The sequence below is a fragment of the Selenomonas sp. WCT3 genome (genome assembly GCA_900100835.1).
Taxonomy (GTDB): domain Bacteria; phylum Bacillota; class Negativicutes; order Selenomonadales; family Selenomonadaceae; genus Selenomonas_A; species Selenomonas_A ruminantium_E.
Genome location: FNCM01000001.1, coordinates 35,847 through 53,181, shown reverse-complemented (window position 1 = coordinate 53,181; position 17,335 = coordinate 35,847). Strand labels below are relative to the sequence as shown.

The following is a 17,335-nucleotide window of genomic DNA, read 5'->3' as shown; positions in this document are numbered from 1 at the left end:
AGCCCTTTTTCCGTCTCTTTTTTTGTGCTATAATAAAACGGTATGTTTTTAAATCAGCAATAACATCTATGGATGGTGAGAAAATGAAAGTTACCAAAGAAGACTTGCAGAACGTGGCTGTCCTTTCCCGCCTCGCGATTGCCGAGGAGCAGGAGGAGAAATATCTGGGCCAGCTCGATAAGATCCTGACGTATATGGACAATTTGTCGGCACTTGACACGACGGACGTCAAGCCGACCACCTATGCCCTGCCGATGCAGAACGTATTCCGTGAGGACGTAGTCAAAGAGTCCCTCGATCGCGAGGCTGCTCTTGCCAACGCACCGCTCAAGGAAGACGGCTATTTCAAGGTACCGAAGGTACTTGAGGACTAAGCAGGGGAGGAACAAACGTGAGATTATATGAGAAACCGGCGCATGTCCTCCATGACATGCTCGTCAATAAAGAGATTACGGCCGTAGCGCTGACGGAAGATGTATTAAAGCGCATCGATGAAGTCGAGGGCGACGTTAAGGCATATCTTACCATTACCCGCGATGAGGCACTGGCTCAGGCCAAGGCCGTGGATGAAAAGATTGCCAAGGGCGAAACGATTTCCTTCCTCGAAGGTATCCCGGGGGCTATCAAGGATAATATCTGCACCAAGGGGATCAAGACGACCTGTGCATCAAAAATCCTTGAGAACTTCGTGCCGCCTTATGATGCCACGGCGATGACGAAAATCAAGGCACAGAATCCGGTCATCCTGGGCAAGGTCAACATGGATGAGTTTGCCATGGGGGGGTCCACGGAGAACTCCGCCTACCATCCGACCTGCAATCCGTGGAATACGGACTGCGTACCGGGCGGTTCCTCGGGCGGCAGTGCGGCAGCAGTTGCTGCTGGTACCTCCATCTGGGCGCTGGGATCCGATACGGGCGGGTCTATCCGTCAGCCGGCATCCTTCTGCGGTGTCGTTGGCATGAAGCCGACCTATGGACGCGTTTCCCGCTATGGCCTTGTCGCCTATGCATCGTCGCTGGATCAGATTGGTCCTTTGACCCGTGACGTCACGGACTGCGCCAACATCCTCAACATCATCTGCGGCCACGATGAGATGGACTCCACCTCCAGCGAGGCAGAAGTCCCGGATTTCACCAAGGCCCTGGTGGAAGATGTCAAAGGTCTCAAAATCGGCCTGCCGAAGGAATACTTTGTGGATGGAATGGACCCGGAGGTCGAAAAGACCGTCCGTGCGGCTATCGAGAAATACAAAGAGCTCGGGGCAGAAATCGTCGAGATTTCGCTGCCGCATACGAAATATGCGATTTCGGCGTACTATCTGATTGCGCCGGCTGAGGCCGCTACGAACCTCCAGCGCTACGATGGCGTCAGCTATGGTGAGCGCGTCGAAAGTGACGACCTGGTCGGCATGATGACGAAGACCCGTACGGAAAAATTCGGCGAAGAGGTAAAACGCCGTATTGTCATCGGCAACTATGCCCTGTCGGCTGGTTACTACGATGCCTACTACCTCAAGGCTATGAAGGTCCGCACGCTGGTACAGCAGGACTACAATGAGGCTTTCAAGAAAGTCGATGTCATCATGGCCCCGACGGCGCCGACGCCGGCCTTCAAGATCGGCGAGATGGTTTCTGACCCGCTGCAGATGTACCTGCAGGATGCCTGCACGGTTCCTCTGAACCTCGCTGGCCTGCCGGGTATGTCGATTCCGTGCGGTTACAGCAGCAAGGGCATGCCGATTGGCTTGCAGATCATCGGCAAGGCGCTCGATGAGGAAACCATCATCCGTGCTGCCTACACGTATGAGCAGAGCCAGAACTATCATAACGAGATGGCCAAGCTGGGAGGTAACAACTGATGAAATACGAAGCCGTAATCGGTCTTGAAATACATTGTGAACTGAAAACCAATACGAAAATCTTCTGCGGCTGTGCCACCACCTTTGGTGCTGACCAGAACACCCATGTTTGCCCGGTCTGCCTTGGCATGCCTGGCGTACTGCCGACCATCAACAAGCGCGTCGTCGAGTTCGGCATCAAAGCTGGTCTGGCTACGAACTGCGAAATCAACAAGTACAGCAAGTTCGACCGCAAGAACTACTACTATCCGGATCTGCCGAAGAACTGGCAGACGTCCCAGTACGACCTGCCGATTGCTGAGCATGGCTGGGTCGACATCGATGTAGAGGGCAAGAAGAAGCGCATCCGCCTCACCCGTATCCACATGGAGGAGGATGCGGGCAAGCTCGTTCACTCGGGCACGACCATCAAGGATTCTTCCTCCTCGAATGTCGACTACAACCGTACCGGTGTGCCGCTTCTCGAGATTGTCTCCGAGCCGGATATGAGCTCGGCGGAAGAAGCCCGTGCCTACATGGAGAAGATCAAATCCATCATGGAGTACATCGATGTTTCCAACTGCCGCATGGAGGAAGGCAACCTGCGTGCCGACATCAACGTATCCCTGCGCCCGGTGGGCTCCAAAGAGCTCGGTACCCGCACGGAGATGAAGAACATCAACTCCTTCAAGAACCTCGAAGACGCCATCAACTACGAGATCGAGCGCCAGGAGGAAGTCCTGGAGGACGGCGGCCATATCGTGCAGGAAACCCGCACCTTTGACCCGGCCCGCGGCATCACCCTTTCCATGCGCAGCAAGGAAAATGCTCATGACTACCGCTATATGCCGGAGCCGGACCTGCCGCCAATCGTCACCAGCGAAGAAACCATCGAGAAATACCGCAGCGATTTGCCGGAGCTTCCGGATGCACGCCGTGCCCGTCTCGAGAGCGAATATGGCCTGTCGGATTACGATGCCGGCATCATCACCAGCTCTCGCGCCATGGCCGAGTACTTCGATGCCGTAATCGCTGAGGGGGCTGACTCGAAACTGGCTGCCAACTGGATTATGGGTGACCTGTCCAAGGAGCTCAATGCTGACGGCATCGACATCAGCAAGTCCCCGGTTGAGGCCAAACGCCTCGGCGAGATGATCCAGCTCATCATGAAGGACACGATTTCCGGCAAGATTGCCAAGAAAGTCTTTAAGGAAATGTGGACGAATCCGGACAGCCCGGAAAAAATCGTCAAGGACAAGGGCCTCGTACAGATCACGGATACGAAGGCTATCGAAGGCATTGTCGATGAAGTCATCGCCAATAACCAGAAAGCCGTTGACGACTACAAGGGTGGCAACAAGAAAGCCATCGGCGCATTGGTCGGCCAGGTCATGAAGGCCTCGAAGGGCAAAGCCAACCCGCAGATGGTCAACAAGCTGCTGGTCGAGAAACTGAACTGACAGTAATTGAGAATAACAGCCTTCCCTGCGGGGAAGGCGTATTCTATTTCAGAAAGGAGAACACCATGCCAAGCACGAAAGAAAAATTGCCGGGAGAAAACTACTGCTTTGCCTGCGGGCCGGAAAATCCCATCGGCCTGCACCTCGATTTTCACTTCGAGGAAGATAAGTATGTGGCCGAAAAGACCCTGCCCCATGAATATCAGAGCTATGAAGGCGTTGTTCACGGCGGCATTATCACGACGATGCTGGACGAGGCCATGGGGGGGTATCTCTACTCCGGTGGCGAGCGCGCTGTGACGGCGCGTCTTGATGTGCGCTATCGCAAGACCACACCTGTCGGCGAGCACCTCGTGATCACCGGCTGGGAGGAATCGCGCCGCGGCAGCTTCGTCAACATGAAAGCGACGATTGCGCTGGCTGATGGCACGGTTACGGCCGAAGGCACAGCCAAGATGGCATTGGTGGACTGACTGGAGAAAACGAGGCGATATCATGAAGTATAAAGCGGCGATTTTTGACTTGGACGGCACCCTTATCGATTCCTTAGCGGATTTAGGGGACAGTGCCAATGAGATGCTGGCAAGCTATGGTTTTCCTGCCCATACCATCGAGGAATACCGGTATTTTGTCGGCAATGGCTCCCGCAAGCTCATCGAGCGCTGCCTGCCCAAGGACAAGGCGCAGGATGCTTCCTTTGTGGATGAGGCACTGGCGCGCTATAAGGCCTGCTATGAAAAGAATCTCGTCCACAAGACGAAATGCTATGCCGGCATTGACGAAATGCTGCAGGCTTTGCAGGAAAAGAACATCCCGCTGGGAATCTGCACGAATAAGCACCAGTCGGCGGCCGATGAAGTCTGCCAGAAACTGCTGGCCAAGCATTCCTTCGTGGAAATCATCGGCGACCGTCCGGGCCTGCCGCGCAAGCCGGACCCGCAGAAGGTGCTGGCCATTGCAGCCAAGATGGGCGTCAAGCCAGAGGAAGTGGCCTACTTTGGCGACACCAGCGTCGACATGGAAACAGCCCGCAACGCAGGCTTCCTGCCCGTCGGCGTGACCTGGGGCTTCCGTCCGCGCCAGGAACTCGTGGAAACCGGCGCGGAAGTGCTTTTGGATAACCCCATGGAGCTTTTTGAGCAACTGGAATTTTAAGCAAGATTGAAAGAAAGAGGAAAACATCGTAATGAGAAAACAAGTTCCCGTCGAAAAAGGAAAATCATACGAGATTGAAATCAGGACGCTGGGTACCAGCGGTGAGGGGGTTGGCCGTTATCAGGACTTTACGGTCTTTGTGCCTTACGCTTTGCCGGGGGAGAAAGTTCTAGCAGTCATTGACGAAGTCAAAAAGACCTATGCCAAGGGCCATGTGAAGGAAATCCTCACTAAGAGCGCTGACCGCGTGGAGCCCGTCTGCGGCATCTATGACAAATGCGGCGGCTGTCAGCTGCAGCATCTTGACTATATGGCCCAGCTCAAGGCCAAACGCCAGCAGGTCATCGACGCCGTCACGCGCATCGGTAAGCAGCCGGACCTTTTCGTCGAGCCGACAATCGGCGCCGCAACGCCGTGGAACTACCGCAACAAGATGCAGTTCCCCATCGGCCGGGAGAAGGGCAAGACCATCATCGGCTGCTTCGCCCAGGGCAGCCACGAAATCATCGATACCACCGACTGCCATATCCAGAAGGAAGGCAATAATGACGTGGTCAATGCCGTGCGCGAAATCGTCACCAAGCTCAATATCCCCGTTTACAACGAGGACAAGCATACAGGTGTCCTGCGTCATGTGGTGGGCCGCGTGGGCAAGAACGGCGACATCATGGTGGTCATCGTGACGGCTACGAAGACCATGCCGCGGGAGAAAGAATTCGTCAAGATGTTGAGGGCCAAACTGCCGAAGGTAGTCAGTGTCCATCAGAATATCCAGACCTATCACAACAACGTCATCATGGGGCGCGACACGAAACTCCTCTGGGGCCGTCCCACCATCCAGGATGGCATCGGCCGCCTGAACTTCCATATCTCGCCGCGCTCCTTCTTCCAGGTCAATACGGCCCAGGCAGAGGTGCTCTACAACAAGGCACTGGAATTTGCCAATCTGACCGGTCAGGAAACGGTCATCGACGCTTATTGCGGTACGGGGACCATAACCCTGTTCCTCGCCCAGAAGGCCAGAAGTGTCATCGGCATCGAAATCGTAAAACCGGCCATCCTCGATGCCCAGAAAAACGCCCGGGACAACAACGTGCGCAACGCCGAATTCATTGTTGGTGACGCAACCCAGGTCATGCCACGGCTCTACAAACAGGGCGTACGAGCCGATGTCGTAGTGGTAGACCCGCCGCGCGCCGGCTGCACGCCGACGGTACTGGAAACCTTTGCCAACATGAAACCAGACCGCATCGTCTACGTCTCCTGCAACCCCGCCAGCCTCGCTCGCGACATCGCCCTCCTGGACGAACTCGGCTACAAAGCCGAAAAAGTCCAGCCTGTGGATATGTTTCCGTGCACTTCGCACGTCGAGACTGTTGTTCTCTTGGGTAAAAATGTTACAAGGTCAAAATCTTATGTGGATCTGGGCTTGGATGTAGAGGATTACTATAGAATCAAGGATTCGGAGAAAAATGATAGATAAATAATGGATAAGATTTGAAAAAACAAGTCTATTTAACCACGCCTGCGGGCATTGGGAAGAATCCTGATGTTCGCGGGCTTTTTGTGTTAGCACAGAAAAACTTGACTGGCTAATGGATGTTAGTTATAATAAGGCTAATGCTTATTAGCGGGATGGAGGAAGACATGTCTACTAAAGAGAAGATACTAGATGCGGCATTAACGTTATTTGCAGAGAATGGATACGATGGTACAAGTGTTGAGCAGATTGCTGGTATTGTCGGAATTAAAGCTCCATCGTTATACAAACACTTTAAAGGCAAAGAGGACATCTTGAATGCGTTGATTGAGTCTGCTGAAGTGCGGTATGAGGAAATGTTTGGATCTGAAAATAATATCGGGAAAGTGCCGCAGAGCCAAGAAGAGTTCATCAAGGTGACTTTGAAAAGGATTTCATTCACAATAAAGGATCCTGTAATCCGAAAGACGAGGATGCTGCTTGTTCAGGAGCAATTTAGAAATGAAAGGATTTCTGAGGTTACAACCAGGCATCAGCTGGATGGGATACAAAGGATGTTTGCAAAGATCATCAAAGGCATGATGGATGAAGGCATCGTAATAGATGATGATCCGGAATTGCTTGCAGTAGAACTTACTGCACCGGCTGTTTTGCAAATTGCAAGATCAGACAGACAGCCGCAATGTGAGGAAGAATGCATGGAATATATCGAAAAGCATTTGCGACATTTTTGCAAGGTATATATGAGAGAGATGTGATTGTATTGGTTGTAGTAAAGAGGACTTTATTGTACGCAGGCTATCACAAAATGAGATTCCCGCGGCATTAGTGCTTGCATGGAAAGTATTTTCAGAATCTGAATCACCGGATTATGCTCCGGAGGGAACAGAAGAGTTCCGCAAGAGCCTTCATGATGAAAATTATTTGGCTGTAATAGAGTATTACGGAACATTTGCTGGTGAGAAGCTGATCGGAATGATCGGTATCAGGGCAGATAAAAAGCATATCTGCTTCTTCTTTGTTGATGGTAAATATCACAGGAAAGGCGTTGGAACCAAAATGTTCTGTTATCTGCTGAAGGATTATTCCGGCAAAACGATAACGCTTAATTCTTCACCATATGGTGTGCCGTTCTATAAGGTGGTTGGTTTCGCGCCTACTGACGAAGAAATGACAGTCAACGGAATACGTTTTACGCCGATGGAATACAACGAGCAGGGAGAAAAACATGAAAAAAGAAATTGAACCAAAAGACACAACCAGAGCCGCAGCCTATGAGTTGTGGATGAAGGCGCCGAACCCGATGGTGACCTTCTTTAAGACGCTGGATGTTACAAATCTGATCAAGGTCAGTAAAAAAGGGCATCTAAAGTTTAATATGCTGCTGGATTACTGCATAGGAATGGCAGCCGCACCGATAAAAGAGTTCTATATCCTTCCTGTCGGAGATAAGTTGATTCAGTATGATGCTATTGCAGTAAACACAATCGTTAAGAACAAGAATAATGAAGTGAGTTCCTGCGATATCAGCCAATCAGCTGATCTGATCGTTTTTAATCAGGAGTATCTGAAATACACCGCTCAAGTCGCTGAAAGCTGTAGAGACAGAGATTTGTCCGAGGAAAGAATGGTCATCGGTACATCGGCTATTATCGACACAGAGATTGATGGTGCTGTTGGAATGAACAGTGGAATATTCAATAATCCCTTTATCATTTGGGGGAAGTATCGAACAAAGTATTTGCGATATTATTTGCCGATATCGTTTCAGTTTCATCACACGCAGATGGATGGGGCGCATGCAGGAAGATTTCTGGAAAATCTGCAAATTGAAATTAACAATTTGAGGAGGTAAATTTTCAGATATGAAACGAGCGCGACAGCATAAAGAGGAGCTTATGAAAGACGCGGTATTATACATTCACGGCAAAGGCGGCTATGCGGCGGAGTGTGAGCACTACAGGCCGCTGTTCCCCGACTGCGAAGTTATCGGTTTGGATTATCACACTTCTTCAGCCTAGGAAACCAGCGCGGAGATCCGTGCTGAGGTGACTAAGCTGAAAGATGAGTTTGAGTGCATTATTCTGATTGCCAACAGTATAGGTGCATTCTTCAGTATGAATGCCGGGATTGACGCAATGGCTCAAAAGGCCTATTTCATTTCCCCCATCATCGATATGGAAAAGTTGATCGGCGACATGATGCTGTGGGCAAACATGACGGAGGTTGAGTATGAATGATTACATAGCATATTGTGGGCTGGATTGCGAGACATGCGAAGCGAGGCTTGCAACAGTGAAAAATGATAATCCCGAACGGCAAGGTCAAGGAATAGGTAAGCAGTTATTAAATGCGGTTAAAGATTACAGTAAGGACAAGGGGGGGCTGGTATTGTTCTTTATACAAGCGAGTATGCGCCAGCGGCTAAGTTTTATGAGAAGAATGGGTTTAAGTTATCAAAGGGAACTATATGTATGTATTGCGAATGATTTAGGGATGCGCAAATCACGATTGTAGAAAAGGGAATGGCTATGAAAGACAAGTATTATGAACAAGCCGTAACCTGTGTAAAGGACACTGTTCTTCCTGCACAGATTAAGTTGTATAAGTCCTGTGGTGGTAATCTTGATAAGATCTACGGCGAAGCAATGAATGGAAACGGATATTTTGGAAAAGTAGTCAAAGCCGGACATATCTATGAACTTGGATATGAGAAATGCACTTGTCCCAAAGTACAGTCTGGTCAAGTTACTGATCCGAATCAGTGTAATTGCAGCAGGCAAAGTATTTTGTATGTTTTAAACTGCTTGGAACCCAATAGCACATTTGAGGTTGAGATCCTGGAAACGATATTACGTGGAGCAGAACATTGTAGGTTTCAAATTACGAAGAATTAAAGAACCATATTTTGGTTTGGCTTCGATAACAAATTCAAACTCTGTATTTCTTTAGATCGGAGTTTGGTGTGATGAGAGAGATAAAAACTGACCGGCTGCTTTTGCGGGCTTTCAGAGAATCGGATTATGATGATCTTTTTGAATAGTTGTCACAGCTTGAAAATGACGAGTTTGAGGGATATCCAGGGATCACTTATGAAAACGGCGGGGAGCATTTAAAATATCGCATAGAGTCTGGTGAGTTTTACGCTATAGAATTTATGCTGAATGTGATCCGCGTAATACTCCATCATGGAAACTTCTGGAGAAAGTTGGATTGAATCGGGAGGCACATTTCAAGCAGAACATCTATTTTAATAAGGATTCTGACGGAAAACCTGTATGGAAGGACACATATGTGTATGTGTTAACAGAAAATGAGTACAAGAATAGAAAAATGTCAGGGTCGGCTGACGGTATACTTTGAGGATCCGTTTTGGGTAGGAGTATTTGAGAGAATTGAAAATGGAAAGCTATCGGCGGCCAAGGTGACATTTGGCGCTGAACCAAAGGATTATGAGGTCCAGGAGTTCATCAACAGGCATTACTATCACCTTCAGTTCAGTCCGGCGATTAAAACCGATGTAAAGGACGTAAAGAAAAATCCAAAAAGGGCGCAGCGTGATGCGAAAAAGCAGACCCTGGAAAATGGAATAGGCACGAAATCGCAACAGGCGCTTAAACTTCAACAGGAGCAGAATAAGCTGGTGAGAAAAGAGCGAAGTAAAATGGAACGGGAAGCGGAGAGCGACAGACTGTTTGAGTTGAAGCAGCAGAAGAAAAAGGAAAAGCATAGGGGGCATTAAGAATTATGTGCAGAATAGAAAAAGCAAATTTGGAGGATCTTGATGAGATTCTTCGACTGCAGTATCTGGCATATCAGAGTGAAGCGGCTTTGTTTGATAATATAGATATTCCTCCTCTCACGCAGACGATAGATGAAGTAACAGAAGAATATGAAAAAGGGCTTATTCTCAAAATGATCGATGATGATGGTGCTATTATCGGTTCGGTTCGTGCGAAAGAAGCTGATGGAACCATATATATCGGGAAACTGATGGTTCATCCGGATCACAGGCGTAAGGGTTATGGAAGAAGGCTCCTGACGGAGATCGAGCGCAATTTTCCGGGTAAGCGATATGAGCTTTTTACAAGTACAAGAAGCAAGGATAACATCCGGTTGTATCAGGACAATGGATATAGAGAGTTTGATCAAAGGATCGTTAAAGATGACCTGATATTTGTTTATATGGAGAAAATGAAAAGTGAGGTGTCAATTAGGAAACTTTCTGCTGAAGAAAGAGCATCAGCTCTTGACCTTGCGTGGAGAGTGTTTTCAGAGTATGAGTCACCGGATTATTCAAAAGAGGGCACAGAGGAATTCAAAAAGTGCCTGCATGACGAACAATATCTTGTAGGAATTGAATACTACGGCGCTTTTGACGGGAACAGACTGGTGGGTCTTGTTGGAATCCGGTCTGACAGAAAGCATATCTGCTTCTTTTTTGTAGACGGGAAATGTCATCGTCAGGGGATAGGCACAAGGCTGTTTAAAGCGGTACGGCAGGAATATCCTGATCAGACGATCACCCTTAATTCCTCGCCCTATGGAGTGCCGTTTTATCATGCGCTGGGATTTGAGGACACGGACAAAGAACAGACAGTTAACGGAATTCAGTTTACACCGATGAGGTATGGGAAGGATATGGTATAGTGAATCATGGCAAAGGAAATACGACCTGATGAAACAACGAGAGCAATGGCATATAGGTTATGGATGCAAGCCCCGAATCCTATGGTAACGCTTTTTAAAAGACTGGATGTGACAAATCTTATAAGAATTTGCAAAAGAAAACATCTGAAGTTCAATATGCTGCTTGATAATTGTATTGGAAAAGCGGCAAGTAGCGTGGAAGAGTTTTATATTCTTCCTGTCAGAGAGAAATTGATTCAATACGATAGCATTGCATTGAATACGATCGTCAAGAATAAAGATGGAGGGGTAAATTCCTGCGATCTCTTGTTTTCAGATGATCTGGATACTTTCAATCATGAATATCTGACACATACAGCAGAGACCGCCAAAAGCTGTACAGACAGAGACCTATCAGATGAGAATATGGTAATTGGGACATCAGCTATTGTTGATACAGAAATAGAGGGTGTTGTCGGTATGTATAGCGGTTTTAACAATCCTTTTCTGATATGGGGACGATATAGCAGGAAATTGTTTCGATATCATCTGATGATATCATTTCAGTTCCATCATACGCAAATGGACGGAGCCCGTGCAGGAAGGTTCCTTGAGAATCTTCAAAAAGAGATTAATACTTTGAGATGACACAATACATGGTTTTAAAGAGGCGAGATTATGACATACAGAGTTATTGATAAAGAGACATATTACAGGAAGGGCGTGTTCCGGCATTTTACGGAAGACTGCAAGTGCTCGACGTCTATGACGGCGAGGGTTGATGTGACGGAGCTTGTTAAGTGCTCGAAGGAGAGTAGCACGAAGTTCTATGTCAATTTCCTATATATCCTTTCCAAGGTATTGAATTCCCGGGATGATTACAAAATGGGGTATCTCTGGCAGACTGAGGAGCTGATCTGCTACGATGTAATCAATCCGGCACAATATATTTTTCATGAGGATACAGAGACCTGTACGCCGGTATATACAAGCTATGATCCGGATTATGAGACCTTTTACAAGAATGCTTCTGATGATATCGAGGCGGCGAAACAGACAAGAGAGTATGGTCTTGATATGGAAAAGCATCCGAACTGGTTTGACGCATCCTACATTTCCTGGCTATCTTATGATTCCTTGAATATTGAATTGCCGGACGGTTTCCTCTATTTTCTGCCAATCATCAACTGGGGAAAATACCGTGAAGAGAACGGGAAACTTTTGATGCCGGTATCGGTTCGTATGAATCATGCCATAGCGGATGGATATCTGGTTGCAAATGTATTCCGTCTGTTAGAAAAAGAGATAGCTGCGTTTGCAATGGTAAAGAGAGGATGAACAGAGATGAGTAAATACGAACCTCTTTGGAAATGGATTCGTGATAATGGAACGGACAACTTCAAACTGACATATGCTGAGATTGAAGAGATTGCAGGGTACCGATCGACCATTCTTTTCTCAAATACAAGAAGGAATTGTTGGAATATGGCTTCTGCGTCGGAAAGATTTCCATGAAGGAAGAGACGGTCATGTTCCAGAGAATTAAGTGATGTCAAATATAATAACAGGTTTCAGGGTACTGATCAGTGTAGTGCTGCTATTTTGCCCGGTGTTTTCGCCGGTATGCTATATGCTTTATCTGATCGCAGGATTATCTGATATAATAGACGGAATCATTGCCCGGCAAACGAATACTGTTAGCGGATTCGGAGCGAGATTTTGTAGAGACTCCATAAGTGTTACAAGGCAGGCTTTTCCTTGCTTGCCCACAACGGTATCCGCTTCCCAGTGGCCTATTTCTGAGCGGTTTTCGGCTCCTGACGGGCGTTCTGTAATATCGTGGCTGATCTGGATTTTACCACGCTTCTCCTCAATGGAGCGCTTCTTCCTGCGCGTGCCACGGTGCCTCAACTTTTTTATGACGCTTGCCGTGGAGGCTTTGGGCGCGTTCAACCATCCACTATATATCGCACGGTAGATGGTCGTGGTGCTTATTATGCACTTGCCATATTCGACTCTCAGCCGTCCGGCGATTTCTTCTGGAGACCACTGGCATTCGAGCAGTCTGTGCTTCATATGCTCCAAGAGACTGGTGTATTCCAGCCTGTTATGGGGCTTACAATACGCACGACGTGTCTGATACTGTTGTTGAGCCACTATTGGAACATACTGGCTGTCAACGGAGTTCCGACGAAGCTCACGGGATATAGTTCCCTTGTTGCGCCCCATACTTTCGGCTATAGCAGTTATAGAATAGCCCTTGGCCCTAAGAAATAATAGATTTTCTCTCTCATATAGTGTAAGATGTTTGTAATGACGCATAGTTCCTCCTGGAAATGGGTTATCGCAAACACCATTATACCAGAGGCCTATGCGTTATTTTATTTTGAGTTATATACTGTTGCACTTAGATTGTAAATCCATCGGAGGAAAAAATGGGATTACAACATGGTGGAATTGAAGCACAAGACCAGATGAACGATGCAATGACTGCTGAACAGCAGAGAGAGCTGAAAAACGGCTTGATTTTGGTTCAGTTTCGCCGCTACTGGCGGTTTATCTGCATAGGGCTTGCAGTGTTCAGCTTCTTGAAGATGTGGCTTATTACAGGGAGATCCTGTCTGATAAGCCAATTTTTGTAGTTATCTGTACATAAAGTCAGGTGTTCAGGCCGATTGAAAACAAATAGTGATTACGTACATCCGTGTATACAGTATAAATGTCAGTATTGGCTTGACAATAGCGATGATGAAAGATAGAATTAGCCACATAATATTTAAACAAGCAAAGGTGCTTGATGACAGAAGGGATATTTCTGTTGTCAGGCACTTTTTGTTTGCATAGCCCAGTAAAGGTACTGGCAATGAATCTTCAATAGCTGCAAATTATGGCAATGGGGCCGATAGGAGCAGGAATTTATTCTGCACAACCTGTCGGCTTTTTTTGAAAGGAGGGGATTTTATTGGTCATAGATTTGAATAGCGATCTGGGGGAAAGCTATGGAGCGTATACTCTGGGGCACGATGAGGAAATACTTCAAATGGTGAGTTCAGCCAATATTGCCTGCGGCTTTCATGCAGGTGATCCGTTGGTCATGCAGAGGACAGTGGCACTGGCCAGGCAGCATGGGGTGGCGGTGGGGGCTCATCCGGGACTTCAGGATTTAGTCGGCTTTGGTAGACGAAAAATGGCGGTTTCACCTGAGGAGGCATACAGTATGGTGCTTTATCAGGTGGGGGCATTGGGGGCTTTTGTCTCAGCTCAGGGGCTAAAGCTGCATCACGTCAAACCGCACGGTGCTTTATACAATATGGCGGCCAAGGACAGGGTGTTGTCAGAGGCCATAGCGGCTGCGGTTTATGACGCTGACAAGAATCTTATACTATATGGCCTGGCTGGAAGCGAGCTTATCAAGGCTGGAAAGGCCAAGGGACTAAAAACTGCCAGTGAGGTGTTTGCAGACAGAAGCTATCAGGAAGATGGAAGCCTGACTCCCAGAAGTCAGCCAGGTGCTTTGCTGGAGGATGAGGAAGAGGCAGTAGCCCAGGCACTGGCTATGGCTGGGGAAGGGCAGGCAAGGACAGCCAGTGGCAAGCTTATCCCTGTCAAGGCCGATACTATCTGTGTTCATGGTGATGGTGCAAAAGCCCTGGCCTTTGCCAAAAGAATACGGGCAGCTTTGGAAACAGCGGGTATCAAGGTGGGAAGTTGTCCTTAAGAGAATTGATGGAGGTGCATGAAAATGAAAAATACGATGACTGTGCCAGAAGAAGTCCTGGCTGCGGAGAAAGGAACTGGCGAGGAAAAGAAAGTCAAATTCAACTGGTCATTATTGATGGGAGCAGCTTTCCTGATGGCTACTTCTTCCATTGGCCCCGGCTTTTTGACCCAGACTACGGTTTTTACCCAGCAGCTGATGGCAAGCTTTGGCTTTGTTATTCTGCTATCCATCATTCTTGATGTGGGAGCTCAGTTAAATGTTTGGCGCGTGATTGGTGTTTCCGGGAAACGTGGGCAGGATGTGGCCAATATGGTGTTTCCAGGACTGGGATATGTTGTTTCATTGTTGATTGTCATGGGTGGCTTGGCTTTCAATATAGGCAATGTGGCTGGAGCAGGTCTGGGATTCAATGTCATGTTTGATATTGATCCCATACTTGGAGCTGCCGTTAGTGCAGGTATTGCTATTTCCATCTTCCTCCTCAAGGAAGCAGGAAGGATTATGGACAAGTTTACGTTGGCAGCCGGATTTATTATGATTGTACTTACTGTCTATGTGGCCATCAGTTCGGCTCCGCCTATTGCGGAGGCAGCCATTAAATCTGTTTTCCCTGATACTATTGATACGATGGCTATTGTGACTTTGGTTGGTGGCACCGTGGGAGGCTATATAACCTTTTCCGGTGGACACAGGCTGGTAGATGCCGGAGTGACAGGCAAGGAGGCTTTGCCACAGATTACCCGCAGTGCGGTTACAGGTGTATGTGTTACCGGTGTTATGCGCGTGGTGCTTTTCCTGGCAACTTTTGGTGTGCTGGCTGCGGGGATGCAGCTTGACCCAGCCAATCCTCCTGCTTCGGTTTTCAGGCTGGCAGTAGGCGAAGCCGGTTACAGGATTTTCGGCATTGTCATGTGGGCTGCTGCAATTTCTTCTGTTATTGGTGCAGCATATACGTCTGTATCATTCCTGCGTTCGTTCTCTTCGTACATAGACAGCAATTACCGCTATGTGGTTATTGCCTTCATCTTGTTCTCCACACTGGTATTCTCATTTATCGGCAGACCGGTGAATGTCTTGATACTGGTAGGCACACTGAACGGCTTGATTTTGCCCATAGCTTTGGGTGTCATGTTGTTTGCTGCCTACAACAAGAAAATTGTTGGGGATTACAAGCACCCTGTTTGGATGACGATATTTGGCGCAGTGGTAGTTCTCATGACAGCCTATATGGGAATCATGGCTGTGACTACCCAGCTGCCTAAGCTGTTTGCCTGAATCATGATTTTAGGGGGGGCCTGCATAGGGAATCTCCTGTTTTAGCTAGGGGAGACTGACATGAAAAACAGTTATCAGATTTTGCCGGTCAGCGAAGGCTGCCTATATGTGAAGTTTGGAGAAAACATAAGCCCTGAAATAAACAGGCAAGCCAGGAAATTATCCAACTATGTGGAGAAACACCCATTTGCTGGTTTTATCGAAACAGTGGTGTCCTATACAGGGCTGGCCGTATTATATGCCCCTGAGGTGGTAAGAAAAGCAGGAAAAAACAAGATGAATGCTTTTCAGATTGTAGGGGAGTTGATGGAGGAGTACCTGCCACAGATGGACAGTATGCCTGATGAGCCAAGCCGTGTGGTTGAGATTCCTGTCTGCTACGGTGAAGAATATGGACCGGATCTTGAGTATGTGGCAAGTTACCATGGTCTTAGTCAGGATGAAGTGGTTGATATACACATTGGTGGTGAGTACCTGTGCTATATGATTGGTTTCTGTCCAGGTTTTCCCTATCTTGGGGGCATGGATGAACGCATAGCTACGCCGCGCCGGGAAACACCAAGACTGGCTATACCTGCACGTAGCATTGGCATTGCGGGCAGTCAGACAGGAGGTTATCCGATAAGTACCCCGGGAGGATGGCAGATTATAGGGAGAAGTGCCGTGGATATGTATGATCCTGCAGCAGAGCACCCGTCCTTATTGCAGGCAGGAGACCTGGTAAGATTCAGGAGCATAAGTGTTGAGGAATACAGGGAAATCAGGGGGGAGGCGCTATGAGTTTCAAAGTACTCAGCCCCGGACTGATGAGCACTCTGCAGGATTTTGGTAGACAGGGCTATCAGAAGGAGGGGGTAAACAATTCTGGTGCTATGGATATCATTTCCCTGCGGCTTGCTAATATGCTTGTAGGCAATGATGAGCATGAGGCAGCACTGGAGATAACCCTGGCAGGCCCTACACTGGAATTTACCGCTGACACACTTATTGCTATTACTGGAGCTGACCTTTCGCCTATGATTGACGGCATAGGCGTGAAAATGAACAGGCCGGTGGCGGTGGTTGCTGGTTCAGTGTTGAAGTTTGGCGGCTGTCTCAAAGGATGCCGCGCATATCTTTCCATGGCAGGAGGCTATGATGTACCAATGGTTATGGGTAGCAAGAGTACCTATGTTCGGGGCAGCGTGGGAGGATATAAGGGCAGGGCGCTTGCCAAGGGAGATGTTCTTGGCAGCGGTCAGGCAGGCAGCTATGCCAGACATCTATTGAAAAACTTGCTGTGCAAGGGTGCCAGATCTTTTCGGGCTGCTTCCTGGTATGTGAGTTTGCCTCATCTAAGCGGGAAAGAAATGAGGCATCCTATAGGTATACTGCAGGGGTTGCAGATGGGGGCATTCAGTGATGAATCATTGCATGATTTATTGACGAAACAATTCACGATAACCAATGCCTCAGATAGGATGGGCTATCGCCTGGAAGGTCCCAGGCTGCTATTGAAGGAGCCACTGGAGATGATCAGCGAGATTGCTGTTTTAGGTACCGTGCAGGTGCCTGCCGATGGAAATCCTATAATTCTGATGGCTGATCATCAAAGCATAGCTGGCTATCCCAAGATTGCCCAAGTCATAGGGGCAGATTTGCCCAGATTGGCGCAGATGCGGCCAGGTGCGAAGATTTCCTTCAGGGAAGTGCCTTTGAAGGAAGCAGAAGAGCAATTGCTGGAGATGGAGCGCTATCTGAGCAGTCTGAAAATCACATTGAAGCATAAGGCGTAG

The 17,335-nt window shown here is 48.2% G+C and carries 23 protein-coding genes and 1 pseudogene; 23 read left to right on the top strand and 1 reads right to left on the bottom strand.

Annotated features, from left to right (window positions below; all coding sequences use genetic code 11):
• The first annotated feature begins 83 nt into the window (after positions 1-83).
• The 18 genes and pseudogenes from gatC to BLQ36_RS13630 form a co-directional block, all read left to right on the top strand.
• Complete coding sequence (gatC, locus tag BLQ36_RS00320; RefSeq protein ID WP_074513664.1) at positions 84-374, top strand: Asp-tRNA(Asn)/Glu-tRNA(Gln) amidotransferase subunit GatC; 291 nt, start codon at positions 84-86, stop codon at positions 372-374.
• A 17-nt stretch (positions 375-391) separates the two neighbouring features.
• Positions 392-1,861 carry an Asp-tRNA(Asn)/Glu-tRNA(Gln) amidotransferase subunit GatA gene (gatA, locus tag BLQ36_RS00315; protein ID WP_074513473.1) on the top strand — a complete coding sequence of 490 codons (1,470 nt, stop codon included), beginning with the start codon at positions 392-394 and terminating at the stop codon, positions 1,859-1,861.
• Positions 1,861-3,300, top strand: a complete 1,440-nt coding sequence (gatB, locus tag BLQ36_RS00310; RefSeq protein ID WP_074513472.1) for an Asp-tRNA(Asn)/Glu-tRNA(Gln) amidotransferase subunit GatB — start codon at positions 1,861-1,863, stop codon at positions 3,298-3,300. The genes gatA and gatB overlap by 1 nt, the downstream gene beginning before the upstream one ends.
• Before the next feature lie 65 nt (positions 3,301-3,365).
• A complete protein-coding gene (locus BLQ36_RS00305) occupies positions 3,366-3,773 on the top strand; it encodes a PaaI family thioesterase (RefSeq protein ID WP_074513471.1) in 408 nt (135 codons plus the stop codon).
• Positions 3,774-3,795: 22 nt separating this feature from the next.
• Positions 3,796-4,455 carry an HAD family hydrolase gene (locus BLQ36_RS00300; RefSeq protein WP_074513470.1) on the top strand — a complete coding sequence of 220 codons (660 nt, stop codon included), beginning with the start codon at positions 3,796-3,798 and terminating at the stop codon, positions 4,453-4,455.
• 31 nt (positions 4,456-4,486) lie between these two features.
• The gene (gene rlmD / locus BLQ36_RS00295) at positions 4,487-5,938 is read left to right on the top strand and encodes a 23S rRNA (uracil(1939)-C(5))-methyltransferase RlmD (protein WP_081342160.1); all 1,452 of its coding nucleotides are present in this window, start codon (positions 4,487-4,489) and stop codon (positions 5,936-5,938) included.
• 164 nt (positions 5,939-6,102) lie between these two features.
• Complete coding sequence (locus BLQ36_RS00290; RefSeq protein WP_074513469.1) at positions 6,103-6,693, top strand: TetR/AcrR family transcriptional regulator; 591 nt, start codon at positions 6,103-6,105, stop codon at positions 6,691-6,693.
• Between the two features lie 70 nt (positions 6,694-6,763).
• Positions 6,764-7,180 carry a GNAT family N-acetyltransferase gene (locus BLQ36_RS00285; RefSeq protein ID WP_180364812.1) on the top strand — a complete coding sequence of 139 codons (417 nt, stop codon included), beginning with the start codon at positions 6,764-6,766 and terminating at the stop codon, positions 7,178-7,180.
• Positions 7,164-7,790 carry a CatA-like O-acetyltransferase, family 2 gene (locus BLQ36_RS00280; protein ID WP_074513467.1) on the top strand — a complete coding sequence of 209 codons (627 nt, stop codon included), beginning with the start codon at positions 7,164-7,166 and terminating at the stop codon, positions 7,788-7,790. The genes BLQ36_RS00285 and BLQ36_RS00280 overlap by 17 nt, the downstream gene beginning before the upstream one ends.
• A 10-nt stretch (positions 7,791-7,800) precedes the next feature.
• Positions 7,801-7,956 carry a hypothetical protein gene (locus BLQ36_RS13555; RefSeq protein ID WP_318260881.1) on the top strand — a complete coding sequence of 52 codons (156 nt, stop codon included), beginning with the start codon at positions 7,801-7,803 and terminating at the stop codon, positions 7,954-7,956.
• A gap of 27 nt (positions 7,957-7,983) precedes the next feature.
• A complete protein-coding gene (locus BLQ36_RS13550; protein WP_074513466.1) occupies positions 7,984-8,175 on the top strand; it encodes a hypothetical protein in 192 nt (63 codons plus the stop codon).
• Positions 8,168-8,452, top strand: coding sequence for a GNAT family N-acetyltransferase (locus BLQ36_RS00270; protein WP_074513465.1), 285 nt, complete (start codon positions 8,168-8,170; stop codon positions 8,450-8,452). The genes BLQ36_RS13550 and BLQ36_RS00270 overlap by 8 nt, the downstream gene beginning before the upstream one ends.
• Before the next feature lie 14 nt (positions 8,453-8,466).
• Positions 8,467-8,832 carry a hypothetical protein gene (locus tag BLQ36_RS00265; RefSeq protein ID WP_074513464.1) on the top strand — a complete coding sequence of 122 codons (366 nt, stop codon included), beginning with the start codon at positions 8,467-8,469 and terminating at the stop codon, positions 8,830-8,832.
• A gap of 416 nt (positions 8,833-9,248) precedes the next feature.
• Entirely contained in the window at positions 9,249-9,677 is a 429-nt protein-coding gene (locus BLQ36_RS00260) for a YjdF family protein (protein WP_412582071.1), read from the top strand.
• A gap of 5 nt (positions 9,678-9,682) precedes the next feature.
• Entirely contained in the window at positions 9,683-10,585 is a 903-nt protein-coding gene (locus BLQ36_RS13500; protein WP_081342157.1) for a GNAT family N-acetyltransferase, read from the top strand.
• Positions 10,586-10,591: 6 nt separating this feature from the next.
• Positions 10,592-11,212, top strand: coding sequence for a CatA-like O-acetyltransferase, family 2 (locus BLQ36_RS00245; protein ID WP_074513463.1), 621 nt, complete (start codon positions 10,592-10,594; stop codon positions 11,210-11,212).
• Positions 11,213-11,242: 30 nt separating this feature from the next.
• On the top strand, positions 11,243-11,902 hold the full coding sequence (locus tag BLQ36_RS00240; RefSeq protein ID WP_074513462.1) for a CatA-like O-acetyltransferase, family 3: 660 nt from the start codon (positions 11,243-11,245) through the stop codon (positions 11,900-11,902).
• A 211-nt stretch (positions 11,903-12,113) separates the two neighbouring features.
• Positions 12,114-12,218 (top strand): annotated as a pseudogene (locus BLQ36_RS13630) (hypothetical protein); the annotation flags it as partial.
• Here BLQ36_RS13630 and BLQ36_RS13280 read toward each other — a convergent pair.
• On the bottom strand, positions 12,200-12,886 hold the full coding sequence (locus tag BLQ36_RS13280; RefSeq protein WP_074513461.1) for an IS30 family transposase: 687 nt from the start codon (positions 12,884-12,886) through the stop codon (positions 12,200-12,202). The pseudogene BLQ36_RS13630 and the gene BLQ36_RS13280 sit on opposite strands and share 19 nt — an antisense overlap.
• A 113-nt stretch (positions 12,887-12,999) precedes the next feature.
• On the opposite strand from BLQ36_RS13280, the gene BLQ36_RS00220 reads away from it, so the two are divergent.
• The 5 genes from BLQ36_RS00220 (at position 13,000) to BLQ36_RS00200 (ending at position 17,335) form a co-directional block, all read left to right on the top strand.
• Complete coding sequence (locus tag BLQ36_RS00220; RefSeq protein ID WP_074513460.1) at positions 13,000-13,206, top strand: hypothetical protein; 207 nt, start codon at positions 13,000-13,002, stop codon at positions 13,204-13,206.
• A gap of 320 nt (positions 13,207-13,526) precedes the next feature.
• Positions 13,527-14,282 (top strand): LamB/YcsF family protein, encoded by a 756-nt coding sequence (locus BLQ36_RS00215; RefSeq protein WP_074513459.1) that lies wholly within the window; start codon positions 13,527-13,529, stop codon positions 14,280-14,282.
• A 24-nt stretch (positions 14,283-14,306) separates the two neighbouring features.
• The gene (locus BLQ36_RS00210) at positions 14,307-15,560 is read left to right on the top strand and encodes an NRAMP family divalent metal transporter (RefSeq protein WP_318260880.1); all 1,254 of its coding nucleotides are present in this window, start codon (positions 14,307-14,309) and stop codon (positions 15,558-15,560) included.
• 60 nt (positions 15,561-15,620) lie between these two features.
• A complete protein-coding gene (gene pxpB, locus BLQ36_RS00205; RefSeq protein WP_074513458.1) occupies positions 15,621-16,340 on the top strand; it encodes a 5-oxoprolinase subunit PxpB in 720 nt (239 codons plus the stop codon).
• Positions 16,337-17,335: a biotin-dependent carboxyltransferase family protein gene (locus tag BLQ36_RS00200; protein WP_074513457.1), complete on the top strand. Its 999-nt coding sequence runs from the start codon at positions 16,337-16,339 to the stop codon at positions 17,333-17,335. Before pxpB ends, BLQ36_RS00200 begins: the two co-directional genes overlap by 4 nt.

Coding starts and splice junctions, on each gene's coding strand:
- BLQ36_RS00265 (WP_074513464.1), top strand. CDS start 8,467: ATGAAAGACAAGTATTATGAACAAGCCGTAACCTGTGTAAAGGACACT.
- BLQ36_RS00300 (WP_074513470.1), top strand. CDS start 3,796: ATGAAGTATAAAGCGGCGATTTTTGACTTGGACGGCACCCTTATCGAT.
- BLQ36_RS00280 (WP_074513467.1), top strand. CDS start 7,164: ATGAAAAAAGAAATTGAACCAAAAGACACAACCAGAGCCGCAGCCTAT.
- BLQ36_RS00290 (WP_074513469.1), top strand. CDS start 6,103: ATGTCTACTAAAGAGAAGATACTAGATGCGGCATTAACGTTATTTGCA.
- BLQ36_RS13555 (WP_318260881.1), top strand. CDS start 7,801: ATGAAACGAGCGCGACAGCATAAAGAGGAGCTTATGAAAGACGCGGTA.
- BLQ36_RS00220 (WP_074513460.1), top strand. CDS start 13,000: ATGGGATTACAACATGGTGGAATTGAAGCACAAGACCAGATGAACGAT.
- pxpB (WP_074513458.1), top strand. CDS start 15,621: ATGAAAAACAGTTATCAGATTTTGCCGGTCAGCGAAGGCTGCCTATAT.
- BLQ36_RS13500 (WP_081342157.1), top strand. CDS start 9,683: ATGTGCAGAATAGAAAAAGCAAATTTGGAGGATCTTGATGAGATTCTT.
- BLQ36_RS00240 (WP_074513462.1), top strand. CDS start 11,243: ATGACATACAGAGTTATTGATAAAGAGACATATTACAGGAAGGGCGTG.
- BLQ36_RS13280 (WP_074513461.1), bottom strand. CDS start 12,886: ATGCGTCATTACAAACATCTTACACTATATGAGAGAGAAAATCTATTA.
- rlmD (WP_081342160.1), top strand. CDS start 4,487: ATGAGAAAACAAGTTCCCGTCGAAAAAGGAAAATCATACGAGATTGAA.
- BLQ36_RS00245 (WP_074513463.1), top strand. CDS start 10,592: ATGGCAAAGGAAATACGACCTGATGAAACAACGAGAGCAATGGCATAT.
- BLQ36_RS00210 (WP_318260880.1), top strand. CDS start 14,307: ATGAAAAATACGATGACTGTGCCAGAAGAAGTCCTGGCTGCGGAGAAA.
- BLQ36_RS00270 (WP_074513465.1), top strand. CDS start 8,168: ATGAATGATTACATAGCATATTGTGGGCTGGATTGCGAGACATGCGAA.
- gatB (WP_074513472.1), top strand. CDS start 1,861: ATGAAATACGAAGCCGTAATCGGTCTTGAAATACATTGTGAACTGAAA.
- BLQ36_RS00200 (WP_074513457.1), top strand. CDS start 16,337: ATGAGTTTCAAAGTACTCAGCCCCGGACTGATGAGCACTCTGCAGGAT.
- gatC (WP_074513664.1), top strand. CDS start 84: ATGAAAGTTACCAAAGAAGACTTGCAGAACGTGGCTGTCCTTTCCCGC.
- BLQ36_RS00260 (WP_412582071.1), top strand. CDS start 9,249: ATGAGTACAAGAATAGAAAAATGTCAGGGTCGGCTGACGGTATACTTT.
- BLQ36_RS00305 (WP_074513471.1), top strand. CDS start 3,366: ATGCCAAGCACGAAAGAAAAATTGCCGGGAGAAAACTACTGCTTTGCC.